This window comes from Staphylococcus devriesei (genome assembly GCF_002902625.1).
Lineage (GTDB): Bacteria > Bacillota > Bacilli > Staphylococcales > Staphylococcaceae > Staphylococcus > Staphylococcus devriesei.
In genome coordinates, this window is record NZ_PPRG01000015.1 from 1 (window position 1) to 20,702 (window position 20,702).

20 protein-coding genes are annotated in these 20,702 nt (G+C 34.2%); 9 read left to right on the forward strand and 11 right to left on the reverse strand.

The window, feature by feature from the left end:
- The first annotated feature begins 88 nt into the window (after positions 1-88).
- The 4 genes from CD147_RS02520 to agrA are packed head-to-tail and all read left to right on the forward strand — an operon-like array spanning position 89 to position 2,843.
- On the forward strand, positions 89-655 hold the full coding sequence (locus CD147_RS02520) for an accessory gene regulator AgrB (RefSeq protein ID WP_103165877.1): 567 nt from the start codon (positions 89-91) through the stop codon (positions 653-655).
- 2 nt (positions 656-657) lie between these two features.
- Complete coding sequence (gene agrD, locus CD147_RS02525) at positions 658-798, forward strand: cyclic lactone autoinducer peptide AgrD (protein WP_103165878.1); 141 nt, start codon at positions 658-660, stop codon at positions 796-798.
- A 26-nt stretch (positions 799-824) separates the two neighbouring features.
- Positions 825-2,114, forward strand: coding sequence for a quorum-sensing sensor histidine kinase AgrC (gene agrC / locus CD147_RS02530; protein WP_103165879.1), 1,290 nt, complete (start codon positions 825-827; stop codon positions 2,112-2,114).
- A gap of 12 nt (positions 2,115-2,126) precedes the next feature.
- Positions 2,127-2,843: a quorum-sensing response regulator AgrA gene (gene agrA, locus CD147_RS02535; protein WP_103165880.1), complete on the forward strand. Its 717-nt coding sequence runs from the start codon at positions 2,127-2,129 to the stop codon at positions 2,841-2,843.
- A gap of 49 nt (positions 2,844-2,892) precedes the next feature.
- Here agrA and CD147_RS02540 read toward each other — a convergent pair whose 3' ends face one another.
- The 7 genes from CD147_RS02540 to CD147_RS02570 form a co-directional block, all read right to left on the reverse strand.
- Positions 2,893-3,858, reverse strand: a complete 966-nt coding sequence (locus CD147_RS02540; protein ID WP_103165881.1) for a carbohydrate kinase family protein — start codon at positions 3,856-3,858, stop codon at positions 2,893-2,895.
- Positions 3,859-5,346 carry a sucrose-6-phosphate hydrolase gene (locus CD147_RS02545; RefSeq protein ID WP_103165882.1) on the reverse strand — a complete coding sequence of 496 codons (1,488 nt, stop codon included), beginning with the start codon at positions 5,344-5,346 and terminating at the stop codon, positions 3,859-3,861.
- Between the two features lie 100 nt (positions 5,347-5,446).
- On the reverse strand, positions 5,447-6,397 hold the full coding sequence (locus tag CD147_RS02550; RefSeq protein ID WP_103165883.1) for a LacI family DNA-binding transcriptional regulator: 951 nt from the start codon (positions 6,395-6,397) through the stop codon (positions 5,447-5,449).
- Positions 6,398-6,502: 105 nt separating this feature from the next.
- Complete coding sequence (locus CD147_RS02555; RefSeq protein ID WP_103165884.1) at positions 6,503-7,747, reverse strand: ammonium transporter; 1,245 nt, start codon at positions 7,745-7,747, stop codon at positions 6,503-6,505.
- 172 nt (positions 7,748-7,919) lie between these two features.
- Complete coding sequence (locus CD147_RS02560) at positions 7,920-8,144, reverse strand: sulfurtransferase TusA family protein (protein WP_103165885.1); 225 nt, start codon at positions 8,142-8,144, stop codon at positions 7,920-7,922.
- Positions 8,145-8,163: 19 nt separating this feature from the next.
- The gene (locus CD147_RS02565; RefSeq protein ID WP_174694351.1) at positions 8,164-9,246 is read right to left on the reverse strand and encodes a YeeE/YedE family protein; all 1,083 of its coding nucleotides are present in this window, start codon (positions 9,244-9,246) and stop codon (positions 8,164-8,166) included.
- Between the two features lie 217 nt (positions 9,247-9,463).
- Positions 9,464-10,102, reverse strand: a complete 639-nt coding sequence (locus CD147_RS02570) for a redox-sensing transcriptional repressor Rex (RefSeq protein WP_103165887.1) — start codon at positions 10,100-10,102, stop codon at positions 9,464-9,466.
- Between the two features lie 238 nt (positions 10,103-10,340).
- On the opposite strand from CD147_RS02570, the gene abc-f reads away from it, so the two are divergent.
- The gene (gene abc-f, locus CD147_RS02575; RefSeq protein WP_103165888.1) at positions 10,341-12,278 is read left to right on the forward strand and encodes a ribosomal protection-like ABC-F family protein; all 1,938 of its coding nucleotides are present in this window, start codon (positions 10,341-10,343) and stop codon (positions 12,276-12,278) included.
- Positions 12,279-12,752: 474 nt separating this feature from the next.
- Here the strand turns inward: abc-f and tsaD are convergent, their stop codons facing one another.
- From tsaD to tsaE, 4 genes are read right to left on the reverse strand one after another with little or no spacing between them, the layout of a single operon-like run.
- Positions 12,753-13,778: a tRNA (adenosine(37)-N6)-threonylcarbamoyltransferase complex transferase subunit TsaD gene (gene tsaD, locus CD147_RS02580; protein WP_103165889.1), complete on the reverse strand. Its 1,026-nt coding sequence runs from the start codon at positions 13,776-13,778 to the stop codon at positions 12,753-12,755.
- The gene (rimI, locus tag CD147_RS02585) at positions 13,771-14,196 is read right to left on the reverse strand and encodes a ribosomal protein S18-alanine N-acetyltransferase (protein ID WP_411841055.1); all 426 of its coding nucleotides are present in this window, start codon (positions 14,194-14,196) and stop codon (positions 13,771-13,773) included. The genes tsaD and rimI overlap by 8 nt, the downstream gene beginning before the upstream one ends.
- A gap of 11 nt (positions 14,197-14,207) precedes the next feature.
- Positions 14,208-14,873 (reverse strand): tRNA (adenosine(37)-N6)-threonylcarbamoyltransferase complex dimerization subunit type 1 TsaB, encoded by a 666-nt coding sequence (gene tsaB / locus CD147_RS02590; RefSeq protein ID WP_103165891.1) that lies wholly within the window; start codon positions 14,871-14,873, stop codon positions 14,208-14,210.
- Positions 14,854-15,315: a tRNA (adenosine(37)-N6)-threonylcarbamoyltransferase complex ATPase subunit type 1 TsaE gene (gene tsaE / locus CD147_RS02595; RefSeq protein WP_103165892.1), complete on the reverse strand. Its 462-nt coding sequence runs from the start codon at positions 15,313-15,315 to the stop codon at positions 14,854-14,856. Before tsaE ends, tsaB begins: the two co-directional genes overlap by 20 nt.
- 522 nt (positions 15,316-15,837) lie before the next feature.
- Between tsaE and ilvD the strand changes: the two genes are divergently transcribed.
- The 4 genes from ilvD to ilvC all read left to right on the forward strand — a co-directional run bounded on the left by ilvD (position 15,838) and on the right by ilvC (position 20,702).
- Positions 15,838-17,526: a dihydroxy-acid dehydratase gene (gene ilvD / locus CD147_RS02600; RefSeq protein ID WP_103165893.1), complete on the forward strand. Its 1,689-nt coding sequence runs from the start codon at positions 15,838-15,840 to the stop codon at positions 17,524-17,526.
- Positions 17,527-17,543: 17 nt separating this feature from the next.
- Complete coding sequence (gene ilvB / locus CD147_RS02605) at positions 17,544-19,325, forward strand: biosynthetic-type acetolactate synthase large subunit (RefSeq protein ID WP_103165894.1); 1,782 nt, start codon at positions 17,544-17,546, stop codon at positions 19,323-19,325.
- Positions 19,322-19,570: an ACT domain-containing protein gene (locus CD147_RS02610; RefSeq protein WP_103165895.1), complete on the forward strand. Its 249-nt coding sequence runs from the start codon at positions 19,322-19,324 to the stop codon at positions 19,568-19,570. Before ilvB ends, CD147_RS02610 begins: the two co-directional genes overlap by 4 nt.
- A gap of 127 nt (positions 19,571-19,697) precedes the next feature.
- Positions 19,698-20,702: a ketol-acid reductoisomerase gene (gene ilvC / locus CD147_RS02615; RefSeq protein WP_103165896.1), complete on the forward strand. Its 1,005-nt coding sequence runs from the start codon at positions 19,698-19,700 to the stop codon at positions 20,700-20,702.

Consider the following 20,702-nt stretch of genomic DNA (forward strand, 5'->3'; position numbering starts at 1 on the left):
GTTATGTATTTATTTCAAACAGTTACGCATTAGTTCCCAGACTGGTTGCGCTAAATTGTATAATAGCTACAAGGAGAGTGGCACGATATTGAAAGCAATTGATAAAAAGATTGAGCAATTTGCATATTACTTACAAAAGAGAAATAACCTTGATCACATTCAATTTTTAAAAGTGCGTTTAGGGTTACAAGTCGCGGTAAGTAATATCGCTAAAACAATTGTAACTTATGGTGCTGCGCTCATATTCCACACATTTCTATACACTCTTATAACACATGTTTGTTACTTTTTAGTTAGACACTATGCACATGGGGCTCATGCAAAATCATCGTTGCTATGCCATATTCAAAATTTAATTTTGTTTGTTGCATTACCAGCAATGGTTGTCTTTTTTCAAGTAAATGTGGGTATAATGTATACGGTTGCATTATTAGGGTTGATGCTTATAGTAATCTTGGCACCAAGCGCTACTAAAAAACAGCCCATACCTCCACCTTTAGTAAGACGAAAAAAGGTTTTAGCAATCATTCTTACAGTATTTTTGATAATTATTTCTTTTGTAGTATCAGAGCCATTTAAACAATTAATTTTATTAGGAGTAGCTCTTGAAAGCGCTACTCTACTACCAATCTTTATTCCTAAGGAGGATAATTAATTATGATGTTTATTACAGATTTATTTTTCAAATTTTTCGCTGCTATTTTAGAAACTCTTGGTAATGTCGCTGCTTACAAACCATGTTTTGGTTATTTTGATGAAGCAGAAGTGCCTGAAGAATTAACTAACTTAAAAAGATAATATTCGTTAGAAAGTGTGGGAGAAATATGGATGTAATACCTAATGTACCATTAGCTTTTTTTCAAGGATTTCTCTTATTTTTAATCGCTAAAATCATTTTAGACATAAAGTATACTTTAAGGGATTATTTAGCCATTTTAGTGGTTATAATCCCTTCTGCTTTTTTATATTATTTTATAGGTAGTATCTCAATTTTATACTTACTAATAGGTTGCGGATGCATTTTATATACTAAAGTGAAGCTTTACTCAGTAATTGCGGTTTTAAGCAGTGCTATCTTAATGTTTACTAGTAATTTTGTAGGCTTTTTAGTTGTAGTTTTTTTAGAAAAAATAGTACATAGCACTTTTGTGGTTTTTGTACTATTTATTATTGCTTTTTCTATTATTTCAATAGGACTCGCTTATTCATTTAGATTTTTATTAAAAAAATTAAAGCAATCCTATCTATCAATTAATAGTACTTACCTAACTGTAATTTCTGCAGTTTTAATCTTATCTTTTATAATTTTATATGCTTATTCGCATATCACTAATGTAGGCGAAGATTCGATTAAATTATACGGACTTATTTTCATAGGAATTATATTTTCATTCACTATAATAATCACCTTCATTTCTCACTATACGTTACGTGAACTTCGTTATAAACGTAATGTTCAAGAGATTGAAACGTACTACGAATATACGTTACAGATTGAAGCGATTAATAACGAAATGCGGAAATTCAGACATGATTACGTTAATATCTTAACCACTATGTCGGAGTATATTAGAGAAAATGATATGGATGGCTTAAAAAAATACTTTGAAGATAATATCGTGCCGATGAAAGATAATCTACAGATGAATTCGATTAAAATTAACGGTACTGAGAATTTAAAAGTACGAGCAATTAAAGGTCTAGTGACCACTAAAATTTTACAAGCTCAAGAAAAGAACATTCCTATTAGTATAGAGGTGCCAGAGTTAGTTGAACATATTGAAATGAATACGATTGATTTAAGTCGAGTGATAGGTATTATTATAGACAATGCCATAGAGGCATCAGAAAATCTTGATGATGCCCTAATCAGAATTGCCTTTATCAATACTGAAGCTTCTGTCATGTTTATTGTGATAAATAAATGTGAAAAAGATATGCCTCGTATTCACGAATTGTTTCAAGAACGCTTTTCAACTAAAGGAGAAAATCGTGGCTTAGGTTTAAGTACTTTGAAAGAAATTACAGATTCTACGGAAAATGTGTTACTGGACACTACCATCGAGAATGAATATTTCGTTCAAAAAGTAGAAATTATAAATAATATGTCATAAGGGCGTGATATCTTGAAAATATTCATTTGTGAAGATGATGTTAAACAACGTGAAAATATGGTTTCAATTATTAATAATTACATAATGATTGAAGAGAAACCTATGGAAATCGCATTAGCTACAGACGATCCTTATGAAATTATCGAAAAGTCTAAAGAAACGAACGATGTAGGCTGTTACTTTTTAGATATTCAATTAGAAGCAGATATGAATGGAATCAAATTGGGTAGCGAGATACGTAAGTATGACCCTATCGGAAACATTATATTTGTGACTAGTCACAGTGAACTAACATATTTAACGTTTATTTATAAGGTATCAGCAATGGACTTTATTTTTAAAGATGACCCTGATCAATTAAAATCAAGAATTATTGATTGTTTAGAAACGGCGCATACACGTTTGAAATTATTATCTAAAGAAAGTACGATTGAAACTATCGAATTAAAACGTGGTAGTAATTCCATTTATGTACAATATGATGATGTGATGTTTTTCGAATCATCGTCTAAATCTCATCGTCTCATTGCGCATCTTGATAATCGTCAAATCGAGTTCTACGGTAATCTTAAAGAATTAGCGCAATTAGATGAGCGCTTCTTTAGATGTCATAATAGTTTTGTAGTTAACCGACACAATATAGAATCGATTGATTCTAAAGAACGTGTAGTTAATTTCAAAAATGGCGAACACTGTTATGCTTCAGTTCGTAACGTTAAAAAAATATAATACATATAAAGCCAGCTGTTATTTAAATTATCAGCTGGCTTTATATGTATTATTTTCTAAGTTCTTTCTCAACTTCTTCGAGTGAAGGAATACTTTCAATTGCGCCATATCGCGTTGCTACTTTAGCAGCAACTAAGTTACTAAACTTAAGGATGTCTTGCCCTTCATTTTCAAAAAGATCAGAAATAGTTGTGGTAGTACTAGTCAATATTCTACTTATTGCTGCTCCTATAAAGGCATCTCCAGCGCCGGTTGTATCAATTGCTTTGACTTTAAATCCATCATGATGAATGCTTGTACCATCTTTAAGAAAGATGCTTGCGCCTTTTGCACCTTGAGTATAAATAACTGTTTCCACGCTTCCTTGGAACAATGATTGTATTGCCAGTTGTTCATCTTGTTCCCCAGTTATAAATTCAATTTCTTCATCAGAGACTTTTATAATATTAGCTTTAGGAATAAATTCTTGAATGGCCTGTTTACATGCTTCAGAGCTATTCCATAAAGGTAAGCGTACATTAGGATCAAAGACGATTGTACCTTCTACTGCTTTAAATTTCTCGATCATCTTTTTATGCGCTTCTTTCATATCACTTTTAACTAAATCAACTGAACAAAAATGCATAATGTCATGTTGGTTAATTGCTATTTCATCTAAATATGCTGGTTTATAAAGCATATCTGCTGAAGGTTTACGATAGAACGAGAAGTCACGTTGTCCATCTTCTTTTAAACTTACAAATGCAAGAGCAGTATTAGCAATATCGGTACGTTTAATATATTGCGTCCCCACTCCAATTTTATTAAGCGTCTCAATTATAATATCGCCAAATGCGTCCTCTCCCAGTTGTGTAACCATCTCAGCGTGTCCACCTAGTTTCTGTACTACACAGGCTACATTCGCTGGTGCGCCCCCTACTTGGCGACTAAATTGTTCAACATCTTTTAGCTCAGAATTTGTCACATTTGGAATAAAATCGATTAATGCTTCACCCAACGCATATAATGTTCTCATTTAATCCTCACCTTTAAGTTCGTATTTTGTAAACTGTAAATAGACTTGTCCTGATTCAGTTGATGTCTTAATGCCTGTTGAAATATCATCAGGAAAAATTCTTGAAGTAAGCACGCGTTCTCCATCATTACAAAATATTTCAATACTTGAAGTATCCACAAAAATTTGTAGTTGCTTTAACGGAGTATCTAATGTGGTATTTCTAGTTAGATCTTCAACATTATCTGGTAATAAACCACTTTCAGAACGATCTAACGTGATGGTTTGTTGCTTACTATTGTAAGTAATTAAAGTCGAATTTAATTTAGAAGTACGTAGTTCAAAATAAAGTTCTGACGCTTCATTGTCCAATATATCAATGATTAGTTCATATTGTTTACCTTCATAAGGTCTTAGCGTAGTTGGAAATTTATTGGCATAGCCTAGTGCTGTTTCTTTATTTTGACGTAATTTCTCTAGTGCTTTAAGCGGTCGTTGATGTAATTTGCCTTCTTCAATAGTTAGTTCTCTCGGTATTGTTAAACAATGTGCCCAGCCTTCACTATCAGTAGGATAATTGATTTCAGGTAAGCCCATCCAGCCAATTAAAATACGTTTTCCATGTTCATCTATAAAAGTTTGTGGCGCATAAAAATCAAAGCCATTATCAAGTTCTATAAATTCACCATGATTGAATTGAAGTGTTTCTAAATCTAAATTTCCAATCAAATATCCCGATTGATAAATATTTCTAAATTGATCACCTTGAGCCTCAATACCTTGAGGGCTAAATAAGATAACGTCTTTGTTATCTAATTCGAAGTAATCTGGGCATTCCCACATAAAACCAAAGGCCTCTAGTTCTGTCTTCAACTCTCCTACTAATGCCCATTCCTCAAGTTGATTATTTTCGGCTTTATATAGTAATAGTCGTCCTAGTTCTTCATTATTTTGTGCTCCAATAATCGCATAATACTGACCGTCTTTTTGAAATACCTTTGGGTCTCGGAAATGACTAGTGTAACCCTTAGGTTGATGTGCTATGACAGGTTTATCCAGTTTTTTTACCGTTCCATCTTCTTCTACTTTCGCTAGCATTTGACTAGCTACTCGATTCCAAGATTCATCTCTATGATTTCCAGTATACATATAGTACAGTTGGCCTTCCCATTCAAAAGCGCTACCGCTATAGACGCCATGACTATCATATAGCGTGTCTGGCTTTAAGATAACACCATGAGGCTCGAAGGTTACTAAATCTTTACTGGTGTAATTAAACCAATATTTTAACCCGTGAACAGCACCTAAAGGAAACCATTGATGTGATACATAATACTTGCCCTTAAAATAGATTAATCCGTTTGGATCGTTAAGTAACCCTGTTTCAGGTTGAATGTGAAATGTCTGACGATACATTGACGTTTCGACTTGTTGCTTTAAGGTTTCTAGTTGTGATTGATCTACGTCTTCCAAACGACGATAGCGTTCTTCTCTTGACCATTCAGTCATATTAATCCTCCATTTATAGACAAATTGATATCTTCATTATCTCTATTTTAGCATTGCGCATGGTATCGGTTCCATATATTTTAAGCAAATACTTCTATTTTTATATTTCAATAGATAATACAGTTTGTTGGACTGCATTTTTTGAGAAAATTAATTCATGTAATTGTTTCATTGTTTGTTTACCAGCTTCAAAGTAATTAAATTTAACTGTTTTAATCGTTGGGGATACCAGTTGTGTCATTGGGTCTCCTCCAAAGCCATATATTTGTGGCATATCAGAACTATCGCCTCTCTCAGAGCAATATTTATGAATAGCTAACGCAATAGAATCTTTAGCTCCTATAAGCACGTCCATTTTAGGTAAATCTTTTAATACCTCAGCTACATCACGCATTGCCTCTTCATATTGGAATGAAGTTTTGAATAGTCGTGGTTTAATCTTGTATGCGTGTAGACCGTCTATTACCCCTTGTTTCCGCTTCACGCCAACTGCAATATCATCTTCACTCACCCCAAAGAAACACGCTTTACATAGTTTTTGTTGACCGATACGAGTGCCTACGAGTTGGCCCGCTTGATAGTCGTCATGAATAACACTATGTAATTTATCATGAGCTTGTCCTACCAATATCACCGGCACGTCTATTTTATCAATGACCTCTAAATGTTGAGCCGTTAAGGTAGTAGCCATTAGCACGATACCGTCGACTTTACTTCTTGAAAATGTTTCGAGTGCCATAATTTCAGCTTGTACATCTAAGCCGGTGTAGTTTAATAATAATTGATATTGGTGTTCCTGACATATATCTACGATACCTTTTACTGTTTCGTCAACGGCATGTGAGTTCATTCTAGGTATGATAGCTCCGATTAGATTAGTGTGTTTAGCTCTTAAACTCTGTGCAAATTGATTGGGTTGATAATTATGTTCAGCAATAATACGACTTAATTTTTCTTTAGTATGTGGACTAACTGATCCATCATTTAAGAAGCGGGAGACCGTACTCTTAGACACTCCCGCTAGCTTTGCGATATCTGATATATTTTTCATTAGCTTAATCACCTAAATTAGTAACAATTTAAGATATATTTTATCACATATATCATTACTCAAAGTAAAGTTTTAGTATAGTTTTTGATTTTTAAATGAAAATATTTAATATCTTTTATTTAATTTATTAAGTTCGCCATAAAAATAAGCTTTTTCTCCATGAACGAGTTGATCTAATCCTCTCTCGTTTTCTTCTTTAGTTATCGCTAATGGTGTATATTTTTGTAGTACTTTTCCAATTATCCAAGTTAAAACAATAGTATATATAACAACCACTACTACTGCACTTAATTGGATCAATACTGTATGTAAATGACCATTGTATATGAAACCATTAATAATATCAGGGTTAACTTCTTTCGATTGAAATACGCCGGTTAAGACTGCTCCTACTACGCCACCTGCGCCATGAATACCAAATGCATCTAATGTATCATTATATTTATATTTTTCTTTAATCACATTAATCACAATGTAACATACTACACCACCAATCATAGAAATGATATAAGCGTTAACGTAATTAACATAACCAGCAGCTGGTGTAATCGCTACCAAACCTGCAAGCACACCTGATAATAATCCAAGTAAACTTAATTTTCTAGTCATAATATATTCGATTACTAACCAACTAAAAGCGCCACCACTCGCGGCAATTACAGTATTCACAAATGAAATAAGCGCTATATTGTTAAATGCGTATGCACTGCCAGTATTAAATCCATACCAACCTATCCATACTAAAATGCCACCAATTAATGTAATTAATAAATTATGCGGTTGAATTTTTTCAGTATCCTTATTTTTACCTAGCATTATAGCAAGAATAAGCCCCGACACACCTGAAGTAATATGGACCACTGTTCCTCCTGCATAATCAAGCGCGTCTAGTTGTTGAATCCAACCTCCACCCCACACCCAATGTGCCACTGGAGAATAAATCAATACAACCCATACTAAAATAAAAATTATAAACGGAATAAATTTCATGCGTTCAGCAATAGAGCCCGAAAGTATTGAAATTGCGATAGTACAAAACATCATTTGGAACAACATAAACAAAGCTAATGGAATATGTGGACTTAATTGTTCATTAATCACAAAACCTACATGTTGTAGGCCTATAAATTCAAAATCACCAATCACTTGATTCCCTGTTCCAAAACTTAATGAAAAGCCAACTGTAATCCATATAAAAGTAACGATAATCATTGCTGCCATACTTTGCATTACTGTATTAAGTACGTTCCTCGATTGGACAAGCCCTCCATAAAATAGACTTAATCCTGGAGTCATAAGCCATACGAGTAAAGTACAAAGAAATAAAAAAATTGTGTCATCCATCTTCATTATTACCACTTCCTTTGAAAATATCATAATGATACATTTCAAAATTGGCAAAAATGAGTAAGATAAAATGACACAATTTGTAACTAAATATAACATTACCACGTCTGAACTATTAATTTTTTTACTTAAAATTGATTAATAGCATCTCGACTAAGATAAATTTATCATTTCATTATGCTTTTTTAACAGTAATTGTCCAAGAAGCATCGTCAAGTTGTTCATAATTTGTAACAGGGTAACCTTGTTCAGCTGCCCAGTTAGGAATCGCTTCAGTGGCTTGTGTGCAGTCAAAATCAATTTTTAATTCATCGCCATTATCTAATGACTGCATTTTCTTTTGTGCTTCGATTAATGGGAATGGACATACCATACCTACTGTGCCTAATTCATATAACATCTTTGTTCCTCCTTAAGATTTAAGTTGTTTGAGGTTGTTGTGAGACAGATTGAGTAGATTGTTTTTGTAACTTTTTCATAGGTCTTACAAAAATAAAATAACTCATAAACCAAGTACCTAAAATCATAGATGCTAAACCAACCCAACCTTGCCAGCTTAACGCTGCTGTTTCAACTAAACCATTACCAATTGAGCAACCACCTGCTACTGAAGCACCAAATCCCATGCAGATACCTCCGATAGCACTGTTACGAATTGTAATCTTATCCGGTAAACGCCATTTAAATTCTTTAGCACCTCTAGCCGCTATATATGAACCAGCAAATATTCCTAGGATTAAAAATACACCCCAGTCTATAAATTTTAAATCTCCAGTTATTAAAAATTGAATTAAATTCGCAGATGGTGTTGTAATACCTAGTCCACCTTCACGACCCGTTGAATAGCTCATCGGCCAAGCGATCAATGCAATAATTCCCACTGCAATACCAGCTAAAAATGGATGATATCGCTTTTCAAACAAATAGTGTCTTATGCCTGTATATTTTTGTTTAAGTTTGGGCACAGCTACTTTTGGTTTAGGTTTGCGCAATGTACGCACAACTAATGTAATCGTAATAATTAATAAAACTAAGACTAAAATCCACGCTGGAATACCAGTCGTTTGTGACATACTTGCGTTAACATTTGTGGGTGTATTTACCTTTTCCATCAACGGAAGTAAAATCCCCGTCTTCGTAACTGCAGCCGATAAAGCATATAGAATTAAGGCTACCCAGCTACCAATCAAGCCTTCGCCAGCTCGGTACCACGTTCCTGTTGCACATCCTCCAGCTAAAACAATACCAATACCGAAAATAAATGAACCGATAATTGTCCCAATTACTGGAAATGTTTCATGAGCTATTGTTAGGGCTCCGAAGCTCGTCAAAGCTAATAAGCCAATACTTTGAACAGAAATCGCTACTAATAAAGCGTAAAACATTTTATTATTCTTTTGCACATACATATCTCTAAAGCCACCTGTTAAGCAAAAACGTGTACGTTGCATAACAAAGCCTAGTAGTATTCCTACGATAAGACCGCTAATAATCATCCATATCAAAAGCAATTCATCCTTTCCCGATTAATTTACTAAGATATTATAATAGAAAGTTACACTTTTGGCAATACAAGTCTATTATTTATGAGCAGGGATTTCATATTTTAGTTTCCAAGCTCACTAATGATTGATGACTTAACTAATTATATAGTTAGAAATGAGGAAAGCTCTTTAATCTATGCGTATGATTAAAGAGCTTTCCTCATTTTTCTCATATTTAATTTGAATAATTTTTCATAAAGAATAATAATGATTGAAGTTCAATACCTAAATCGATATGGTGAACTTGTACGCTACTAGGCGCTTCAACTCTAGCTGGTGTAAAATTCAAGATACCTTTCACGTTTGCTTCTACTAAGTTATCAACTACTTTTTGAGCTACATTTTCAGGAGTAGTAAGGATAACCACATTAATTCCTTTTGATTCGAGCACTTCTTTCAAATTATCCATATCATGAATCGTTACATCGCCAATTTGAGTTCCAATGATGTTTGAATCGATATCAAAAGCTTCAGTAATCGTCATTTCATCATGTATAGAAAAGTTATAAGTTAAAAGTGCTCGCCCTAAGTTACCAACACCTACGATGCCAATATAAATGTTGTCGCTATCACTAAGTTCTGATTTGAAGAATTCTAATAAGCTATCAATATTATAGCCATAACCTTTTTTACCTAATTCTCCAAAATAAGAAAAGTCTCTTCTAATAGTGGCTGACTCTATATTGAGTGCGTCACTAATCGTTTTAGAGTTCACTCGATCGATTCCTTTAGACTTCAAAGTATTAACAAATCTATAATATAATGGTAGTCGTTTCAAGGTTGCACGAGGAATCTTAGCATGATTTTGAGCCATTTTTTATGTCCCCTTTTTGTTTGAATTTTTAATCTATGTATTCAAACTAATTAGAGTGCAATTAGTAATTACTGTGAAATCTATGTTATGCCCTATAATGAATACTGGAATATTATACCTTAACACTTTTTAAAAATAAATATCTTAGTTTCATGAAAATATGATATACGGTAAAATATAGAGTAATATACAATGGAAAATTTAAAATTAAATAATGAATATAGAAAGGTGAAACTTGATGATACTCTTGCAATTAAACGATATTTCGAAATCGTTCGACGGTGAAGATATATTCACACGTGTTAATTTCGAAGTTAAAACTGGAGAACGTATTGGTGTCGTTGGTCGAAACGGCGCCGGCAAGTCTACATTAATGAAAATTATTGCAGGTGTTGAAGATTACGACAGTGGCCATATTTCTAAAATTAAAAATCTTAGTATTGGCTATTTAACTCAACAAATGACATTAAATTCATCGGCTTCAGTGTTTGAAGAAATGTCAAAACCATTTGAACATATTAAAAAAATGGAGGCTTTAATTAAACAAGAAACTGATTGGTTAGCAATACATGCTAACGATTATGAAACAACTGATTATCAACAGCATATGGAACGTTATGAATCGTTATCTAATCAATTTGAACAATTAGATGGCTATCAATATGAAAGTAAAATTAAATCAGTGTTACATGGTCTTAATTTTACTGAGAATGATTTTAATAAACCCATCAATGATTTTAGTGGTGGACAAAAAACACGTTTATCCCTTGCTCAAATGTTACTAAGCGAACCCGATTTGTTACTACTAGATGAACCGACTAACCATTTAGACTTAGAAACTACTCAATGGCTAGAAGATTATCTAAAGTATTTTAAAGGCGCAATAGTTATCATAAGCCACGACCGTTATTTCCTAGATAAGATTGTTACTCAAGTGTATGACGTCGCATTAGGCGATGTTAAACGCTACGTAGGTAATTATGAACAATTTATAACTCAGCGTGATAAATACTATGAAAGCCGTATGCAAGAATATGAGAAACAACAAGAAGAAATTAAACGTCTTGAAACATTTGTTGAAAAAAATATTACACGCGCCTCAACCAGTGGTATGGCTAAGAGTCGACGCAAAACATTAGAAAAAATGGAACGCATTGATAAACCAATGTTAGATGCTAGAAGTGCTAATATTCAATTTGGCTTTGAACGAAATACAGGTAATGACGTTATGCATGTGCGTAATCTAGAAATTGGTTATAGCTCCCCTATTACTCAACCTATTAATTTTGAAGTTTCAAAAGGAGATCATATCGCAATTATTGGCCCAAATGGTGTAGGCAAAACAACTTTGATTAAAACAATTGCGAATCGTCAACATAAATTAGGGGGAGAAGTGACATTTGGCGCTAATTTACAAATTGGCTATTATGACCAAAAACAAGCTGAATTCAAATCAAGTAAGACTATCTTAGATTATGTATGGGATCAATACCCTAATATGAACGAGAAAGATGTACGGGCGGTACTTGGTCGTTTCTTATTTGTACAAGACGACGTTAAAAAAATTATCAACGATTTATCTGGGGGAGAAAAAGCTCGCTTACAACTAGCCTTGCTTATGCTACAAAGAGATAATGTGTTAATTCTCGATGAACCGACGAACCATTTAGATATCGATTCAAAAGAAATGTTGGAACAAGCTTTACAGTATTTTGAAGGTACTATTTTATTCGTTTCCCATGACCGTTATTTTATAAATCAATTGTCTAATAAAGTCTTTGATCTTAGCAGTGATGGCGGTAAAATGTATCTCGGCGATTATCAATATTACATTGAAAAAACCGAAGAAGCGACTGCGTTAAAAGCCTTCGAAGCGGAACGCAATCCTAGCGATACATCCTCCTCTCAGTCTAATAATGAAAAACTAAACAATGCCTATGATACTCAAAAACAACAACGTAGAGAACAACGAAGACTAGAACGTCAAATTGAGCAATGCGAAACTAAAATTGAAGAATATGAAGAATATATTTCACAAATTGATGAACTACTTACTCAACCTGAAGTATTTAATGACCCTCAAAAATCAGCAGAATATGCTAATCAAAAACAAGAGAACGAACATAGATTAGAACAAGTTATGGCCGAATGGGAAAAATTACAAGAAAAGTTATAATACACTTTATTAATCCAATAACTAGGAAAAGTTCACAAACTTTTTCTAGTTATTTTTATTAAATTTCGTTCAAAATGTTATAAACAGTAAAAACCTTATTATAGCAACTATCCACAAACTTATCCTAGTTATCCACAAGTAATATGTAACTTATTTACATTTCTTTTACACAAATTTTAAGGTATATCCACACTGTTAAACACTGTTTATCCACAACTTATACACTTTCTGTTGATAAGTACACACGTTCCCTATTGACTTAGTCATAGTATTTAGTTCTCCTATTGTTCTCTATTCTTGATTTTATTCCGCCTTTATCATAGACAACTAGATACAAAAATACGCTGATTCATAACTAAATTCTTTACAAATAAAGCGTTAAGCTATGAGGTTTGGACGCCATTTATCGGTTTCCTAGAGAACAAGTAATTAATGTCTCAACTTCGTTAGCTTAACGCTTTTATTAGATGCTTTTTATTCGATTGTAGCTTCTTCGATATCGATATTGTTTTGACCATTTAAATCTAATCCGGCTGTAATATCCGCTTCATAGAAGTAATACCCTGCTGCACCAATCATTGCTGCATTATCTGTACATAGTTTTGGGCTTGGAATAGATAGTTTAATTTTATTTTCTTCACATAATTCAGTTAGACGATGGCGTAAACCTTTATTACTCGCCACACCACCTGCAACAATTAAGCGTTTTACATTATATTCCTGACACGCTTTAACTGCTTTAGTACTTAGTACATCAACCACACTTTGTTGAAAGCTTGCAGCCACATCTGCTTTAACTATTTCTTCATTTTTTTGACGTTGATTATGCAACTTATTAATTACTGCACTTTTCAAGCCACTAAAACTAAAATCGTAGCTCCCTTTTTCTAACCAAACTCTTGGAAAATGATATGTGTCATTCCCGGTAGCGGCTAATTTATCGATTTCCGGTCCTCCTGGATAAGGTAAGTCAATCGTACGTGCCACTTTATCGTAAGCCTCACCTACTGCGTCGTCTCGTGTTTCCCCAATCACTTCAAAGTTCATATGTGATTTCATATAGACTAGTTCAGTATGACCACCTGAGACGATTAATGCCATTAGAGGAAATGTTAACGGATCCTCAGTGTTATTAGCATAAATATGACCGGCAATATGATGTACAGGAATAAGTGGTTTATCATAAGCAAAAGCTAATGCCTTTGCAGCATTAATACCAATTAATAATGCGCCAATTAATCCTGGCCCTTGTGTAACTGCCACCGCATCAATTTCGTCCATCGTTACATTTGCAACTTCAAGTGCCTCTTCCACCGTTGCTGTAATACCTTCCACATGATGTCTACTTGCGACTTCTGGAACTACTCCTCCAAAGCGTTTATGACTCTCTATTTGACTTAATATAATATTAGAAAGGATTGTTTTACCATTTTCCACAATACTCACACTAGTTTCGTCACAACTTGTCTCTATAGCTAAGATTAGCACGTTCTCATTCATTTAAATTCACCCACATCACTAATGCATCCTCGCCTTCTCCATAATAATTCTTTCGTTTACCACCAAATTGAAATCCTAGATTAGTATATACATGTTGTGCCACAACATTATTGACTCTGACCTCTAAGCTCATTACTTCGCATGTGTGTCTAGCATAATCCATTACATACTTGAGTAATAATTGCCCTAAGCCGTAGCCTCTATAATCTTTACGTATAGCTACCGTAGTAATCTGGGCTTGATCAATTACTATCCATACACCTAGATAACCAATAATTTCATTTTGGAAAATGATTACAAAATATTTAGCAAAATGATTCTCATTAAGTTCATGGTAAAATGCATCAATTGTCCATGAACTATCGTTAAAACTTTCTCGTTCTATATTAAAAACACTTGGCACATCATCAACTTGCATTGCTCTAATTGTTAATTCTGATTCTGCTGGTTTAACCAATTGCGTTCCGCCTCTGATAATTTAATATAATTTGGTACAAATGCATGAACATTTTCAGGTTGAGTAATAAGCCCTTTCATTACTTGTGCTTGTGGTAGACGATCAACGATGTGTCCATTAAGTTTATCTGCTAGCTTTGTAGCATCTTGTCCAATGTAAATATATGGTTGATTTAAGTCGGCTAGTTTTACATGGAGATCATCAAGTGATAAGTATTGATCTTCTAATATAGTTGTTAATTGGCCATCTATATATCGATAAACACCTGTGTAAACCGCATCACGTCGCGCATCAAATATAGGGACTAATAATCTATCATCTTTATTTTCAATAGTAGCTGCTAAGGCTTTAAGAGAAGACACACCATATAAATCTGTTTCTAAAGCATAGGCTAACGTTTTCGCAGTAGTAACACCAATTCTCACTCCTGTATATGACCCTGGTCCTTTCGCTACTACAATACCATCAATCTCTCTCTTATTGATACTTACTTGGTCAAACAAGCTTTTTATTCCAGGCATAAGTTGACTTGAATGGTCTTGTTTACTATCAGTTGTCAGTTCAGCTAGTACTTCATCATCTGATGTCAACGCTATAGACATAGGTCGATTGGACGTATCAATTAAAAGTAATTTCATGTTCCACTGCCTCCTTTATTAAATTATAATGCTCTCCAATAGCTTGAATTACTATATCACGTGTAGTTTCATTAACTGTTTTAATATTAATCGTCAATTGTTCTTGGGGTAGTAAATCTTGGATAAATTGGCTCCATTCAATAACTGTAATTGCTTCATCTTCAAAATATTCATCAAATCCTAAATCTTCATCCGAATCTTCAAGACGATAACAGTCCATATGATGTAATTTTATATTACTACCTCTATAAGATTTAATTATATTAAACGTTGGCGAATTAATATTTCTTTTTACACCAAGATGCTTTCCTATAAATTGAGTTAATGTCGTTTTCCCGGCACCTAAGTCACCATTTAACAAAATGACATCTCTAGCGTGTAAATGTTTAACTAATATATCAGCAAAATGATTCATTTCATCTAAATTCTTAATACGTATCATTAGTCCTACTCTCCTATTAATACTATTTTAAATACAAATTATAGAACTTTATAGTTGCAAGTAATCATTTTAATATCAATTTCAATGGAATAACGATTGATATTAAGAAGGATTTGTACGAATTTTAACCTATTAATTGTATCAAAATTTAGTTAAAATTTCTCATCATTAATATAAAAATTAATCAAACTATAATTTTTAGAAAATTCTAAAAAGAGTATTGACTTAGAATACCCATCGTAGTAAATTAAGTTTATCGAATTTTTAAACAATTCTAATTATTTAAATAACTACCATTCAAGGAAGGAGTATAATAATATGACTGATTTTACATATCTATCACATAATGTAACTGACAATTTAATTATTATTTTATTATACTCGCAAGGGCTGGAACTTTAGTGTAGAAACATACTAAACGTTTAAGTCCTATTTCTCATTGAATGGGACTTACAGACGTCCCAATTATTTATTGGGGCGTCTTTTATTTTGATAATAAAAGATTTTACGGGGGAATTATTAATGAGAAGTGACATGATAAAAAAAGGTGATCATCAAGCACCAGCTAGAAGTCTTTTACACGCTACAGGCGCACTTAAAAACCCAACTGACATGAATAAACCATTTGTAGCTATCTGTAATTCGTATATTGATATTGTGCCAGGACACGTTCATTTGCGTGAATTAGCAGATATTGCTAAGGAGGCAATTCGTGAGGCAGGCGCCATTCCGTTCGAATTTAACACGATCGGTGTTGATGATGGTATTGCTATGGGACATATAGGCATGCGTTACTCCCTCCCATCTCGTGAAATCATTGCAGATGCTGCTGAAACCGTTATAAATGCCCATTGGTTTGATGGTGTATTTTATATTCCGAACTGTGACAAGATTACCCCAGGTATGTTACTTGCTGCTGTAAGAACAAACGTGCCCGCTATCTTCTGTTCTGGAGGCCCTATGAAGGCTGGTTTATCTGCGCAAGGTAAAGCACTAACGTTATCATCAATGTTTGAAGCAGTCGGTGCTTTTAAAGAAGGCTCAATTTCTAAAGATGAATTCTTATATATGGAACAAAATGCCTGCCCTACTTGCGGTTCATGCGCAGGAATGTTTACAGCTAATTCAATGAACTGTCTTATGGAAGTATTAGGGTTAGCACTTCCTTATAATGGAACAGCACTAGCAGTAAGTGAACAACGTCGTGAAATGATAAGAGAAGCTGCATTTAAATTAGTAGAGAATATTAAGAAAGATATTAAACCACGGGATATTGTTACTCGCGAAGCAATTGATGATGCCTTTGCATTAGATATGGCTATGGGCGGATCTACTAATACTGTCCTTCACACTTTAGCTATCGCTAATGAAGCAGGTATTGAGTATGATTTAGAACGTATTAATGAGATTGCTAAAAAAACACCTTATTTATCTAAGATTGCACCAAGTTCTTCTTATTCAATGCATGACGTTCATCAAGCCGGTGGTTGTCCTGCCATCATTAATGAACTTATGAAAAAAGAAGGTACACTTCATCCTGATCGTATTACAGTAACTGGTAAAACATTACGCGAGAATAATCAAGGTAAAGAAATACAAAACTTTGATGTTATTCACCCTCTTGATGCCCCATATGACAAAGAAGGCGGACTTTCTGTCTTATTCGGAAATTTAGCACCTAAAGGAGCGGTCATTAAAGTCGGTGGTGTTGACCCATCAATCAAAACGTTTACTGGAAAAGCCATCTGTTTTGATTCACATGATGCAGCTGTTGAAGCTATCGACAATAAGACTGTGCGTGAAGGTCATGTAGTGGTAATTCGCTATGAAGGTCCTAAAGGTGGACCAGGTATGCCAGAAATGTTGGCACCTACTTCTTCTATTGTAGGTAGAGGACTCGGTAAAGATGTAGCACTTATTACTGATGGTCGATTTTCAGGAGCAACAAGAGGCATTGCAGTTGGTCATATTTCACCCGAGGCAGCATCTAATGGCCCTATCGGTTTAATACGAGATGGTGATGAAATTACGATTGATTTAATCAACCGTACCCTTGATGTAAACCAACCTCAAGAAGAACTTAATAAACGTAGAGAAGAATTAGAACAATTTAAAGCAAAAGTAAAAACAGGATACTTAGCAAGATATACTGCATTGGTAACAAGTGCAAATACTGGTGGCATCATGCAAGTCCCTGAAAATCTTATCTAAAATAAGGAGTGTTCACTATGAATAATAAGGAAAGTAATGTACTTAATCCAGAAGCAACTGTAGATCCTGTACAATATACTAAAACGATAGAACCACAAGCATTTGAAGAGGAAACGTTAAATGCATTGCGTACAGGCTCAGAGTTATTAGTAGAAGCATTATTACATGAAGATGTGGATTTCATCTTTGGTTATCCTGGTGGTGCCGTCTTACCTCTATATGACACCTTTTATGATGGTAAAATTAAACATATTTTAGCACGTCATGAACAAGGTGCCACACACGCTGCAGAAGGTTATGCACGTGTCTCTGGTAAGACTGGAGTGGTCGTAGTAACAAGTGGACCTGGTGCTACGAATGCGATTACTGGAATCACTGATGCTTATAGTGATTCCCTACCATTAGTCGTCTTTACGGGACAAGTAGCAACACCAGGTATTGGAATAGATGCTTTTCAAGAAGCAGATTTATTATCTATGACTACACCAATTACAAAAGCGAATTATCAGGTGAAAAATGTAGACGACATCCCAAGAATTATTCATGAAGCCTTTTATCTAGCAAACTCAGGTCGTAAAGGTCCTGTCGTAGTAGATTTCCCAAAAGATATGGGTGTCCTATCTACAACTGCACCACTCGAAGATGAAGTGAACTTACCTGCTTACCACGTGGAAGAAGAAGTTAACGAAACTGATATTAAACAATTATTAGACTATCTAACTAAAGCTCAAAAGCCACTAATTTTAGCTGGTGCAGGTATTAATCATTCAAAATCAAATGCGTTATTAACTGACTTTGTCACACAACATCAAATTCCAGTAGTAACAACATTACTTGGATTAGGCGCCATTCCATATGAAAGCCCCTTATTCTTAGGTATGGGCGGTATGCATGGGTCATACGCTAGTAACATGGCACTTACAGAGTGTGATTTGCTCATCAATTTTGGTGGTCGTTTTGATGACCGTCTTGCAAGTAACCCAAACGAATTTGCACCAAATGCGACTATTGTCCACGTTGATATCGATGAGTCAGAAATTAATAAAGTCATCGCTACAGATTTAGGTATTGTTGCAGATTGTAAAAAAGTTCTAGAAGCTTTATCACATACGCATACAGCTACTAATTCTCATAAAAAATGGGTTAAGCATTGTCGTGATAATAAATCACTACATCCATTTAAATATAATAAGGCAGACGAAACATTTTGCAGACCTCAAGAAGCAATTGAATATATCGGTAAGATTACACATGGCGATGCTATTGTTACCACTGATGTAGGACAACATCAAATGTGGGCTGCTCAATTCTACCCATTTAAAAATTATGGCCAGTGGGTTACAAGTGGTGGATTAGGAACTATGGGCTTTGGTATTCCATCAGCTATTGGTGCTCAATTAGCTGCACCTGATAAAACGGTAGTTTGTTTTGTAGGTGATGGTGGATTCCAAATGACGAATCAGGAAATGGCACTACTCCCTGAATACAATTTAAACGTCAAAATTGTATTAATTAATAATGGAACTTTAGGTATGGTAAAACAATGGCAAGATAAATTCTTTAATAAACGTTTTTCTCATTCAGTGTTTAATGATCAACCCGATTTTATGAAAATGGCTGAAGCATACGGAGTACAAGGTTTCTTAATTAACGAACCAAGTAAATTAAAAGAAACACTAGACGATGCTTTCGCATATGAGGGACCTGCATTAATTGAAGTGAGAATTTCACCTACAGAACCTGTAAATCCTATGATTCCAAGTGGTAAAGCAAACCACGAAATGGAGGGTCTTGAATGAAGCGAACATTACACTTAAAAGTTACAGATCAAGTAAGTACTTTAAACCGCATTACTAGTGCATTTGTAAGATTACAATATAATATCAATGAATTAACAGTTAAACCTGCAAAAGAAGAAGGATTTTCAGACATGTTTATTGTCGCAAATATCAAAGATGAAAAGATTTTAAAAGTTCTTATCGCTAAATTAAAAAAACAAGTAAATGTATTAGAAATTAAAGACATTACGCCTGAGGAAGTATAAATGAATCTGCATTGATGCGCTAGCATGATAATTAAAAGATAATGAATGTCTATCATCAACCCTTGTAGATTCCACATCTATAAAAGTTAGAATATTCAAATTATTTTCAAAAATTGGAGGCAGTATTATGACAAAAGTTTATTATAATGATTCAGTTAAAAATGACGCATTACAAGGTAAAAAAATCGCAATCATAGGTTATGGCTCTCAAGGACATGCACACGCACAAAACCTTAAAGACAATGGTTATGATGTAGTGGTTGGTATCCGCCCTGGGAAATCATTTGATCAAGCAAAGAAAGACGGTTTTGAAGTCTTCCCAGTCGGTGAAGCAGTAAAACAAGCTAATGTGGTAATGGTACTTTTACCTGATGAAATTCAAGGTAACGTTTATAAAAATGAAATTGAACCTAATTTAGAAGCTGGCAATGCCCTAGCATTCGCCCACGGATTTAACATTCACTTTGGTGTTATCGAACCACCTGCTGATGTAGATATATTTTTAGTTGCTCCTAAAGGCCCTGGTCATTTAGTTCGTCGTACATTTGTTGAAGGCACTGCTGTACCAGCTTTATTTGGTGTTCAACAAGATGCTTCAGGTAACGCACGCGATATTGCCTTAAGCTATGCCAAAGGTATCGGTGCAACACGAGCTGGTGTTATTGAAACTACATTTAAAGAAGAAACTGAAACAGATTTATTCGGTGAACAAGCTGTACTATGTGGTGGTATCCACAAATTAATCCAAAGCGGTTTCGAAACTTTAGTTGAAGCTGGCTATCAAAAAGAACTAGCTTATTTCGAAGTATTACACGAAATGAAATTAATTGTAGATTTAATGTATGAAGGCGGTATGGAAAACGTTCGCTATTCTATCTCAAATACTGCTGAATTTGGAGACTATGTTTCTGGACCGAGAGTTATCACTCCAGATGTAAAAGATAATATGAAAAAAGTCTTAGAAGATATTCAAAATGGTAACTTTGCTAATCGTTTTGTTAAAGATAATGAAAATGGCTTTAAGGAGTTTTACGAATTACGTGAACAACAACATGGTCACGAAATTGAAGCGGTTGGTCGTGACTTAAGAGAGATGATGCCGTTTATTAAATCTAAAAGCATACAACAATAA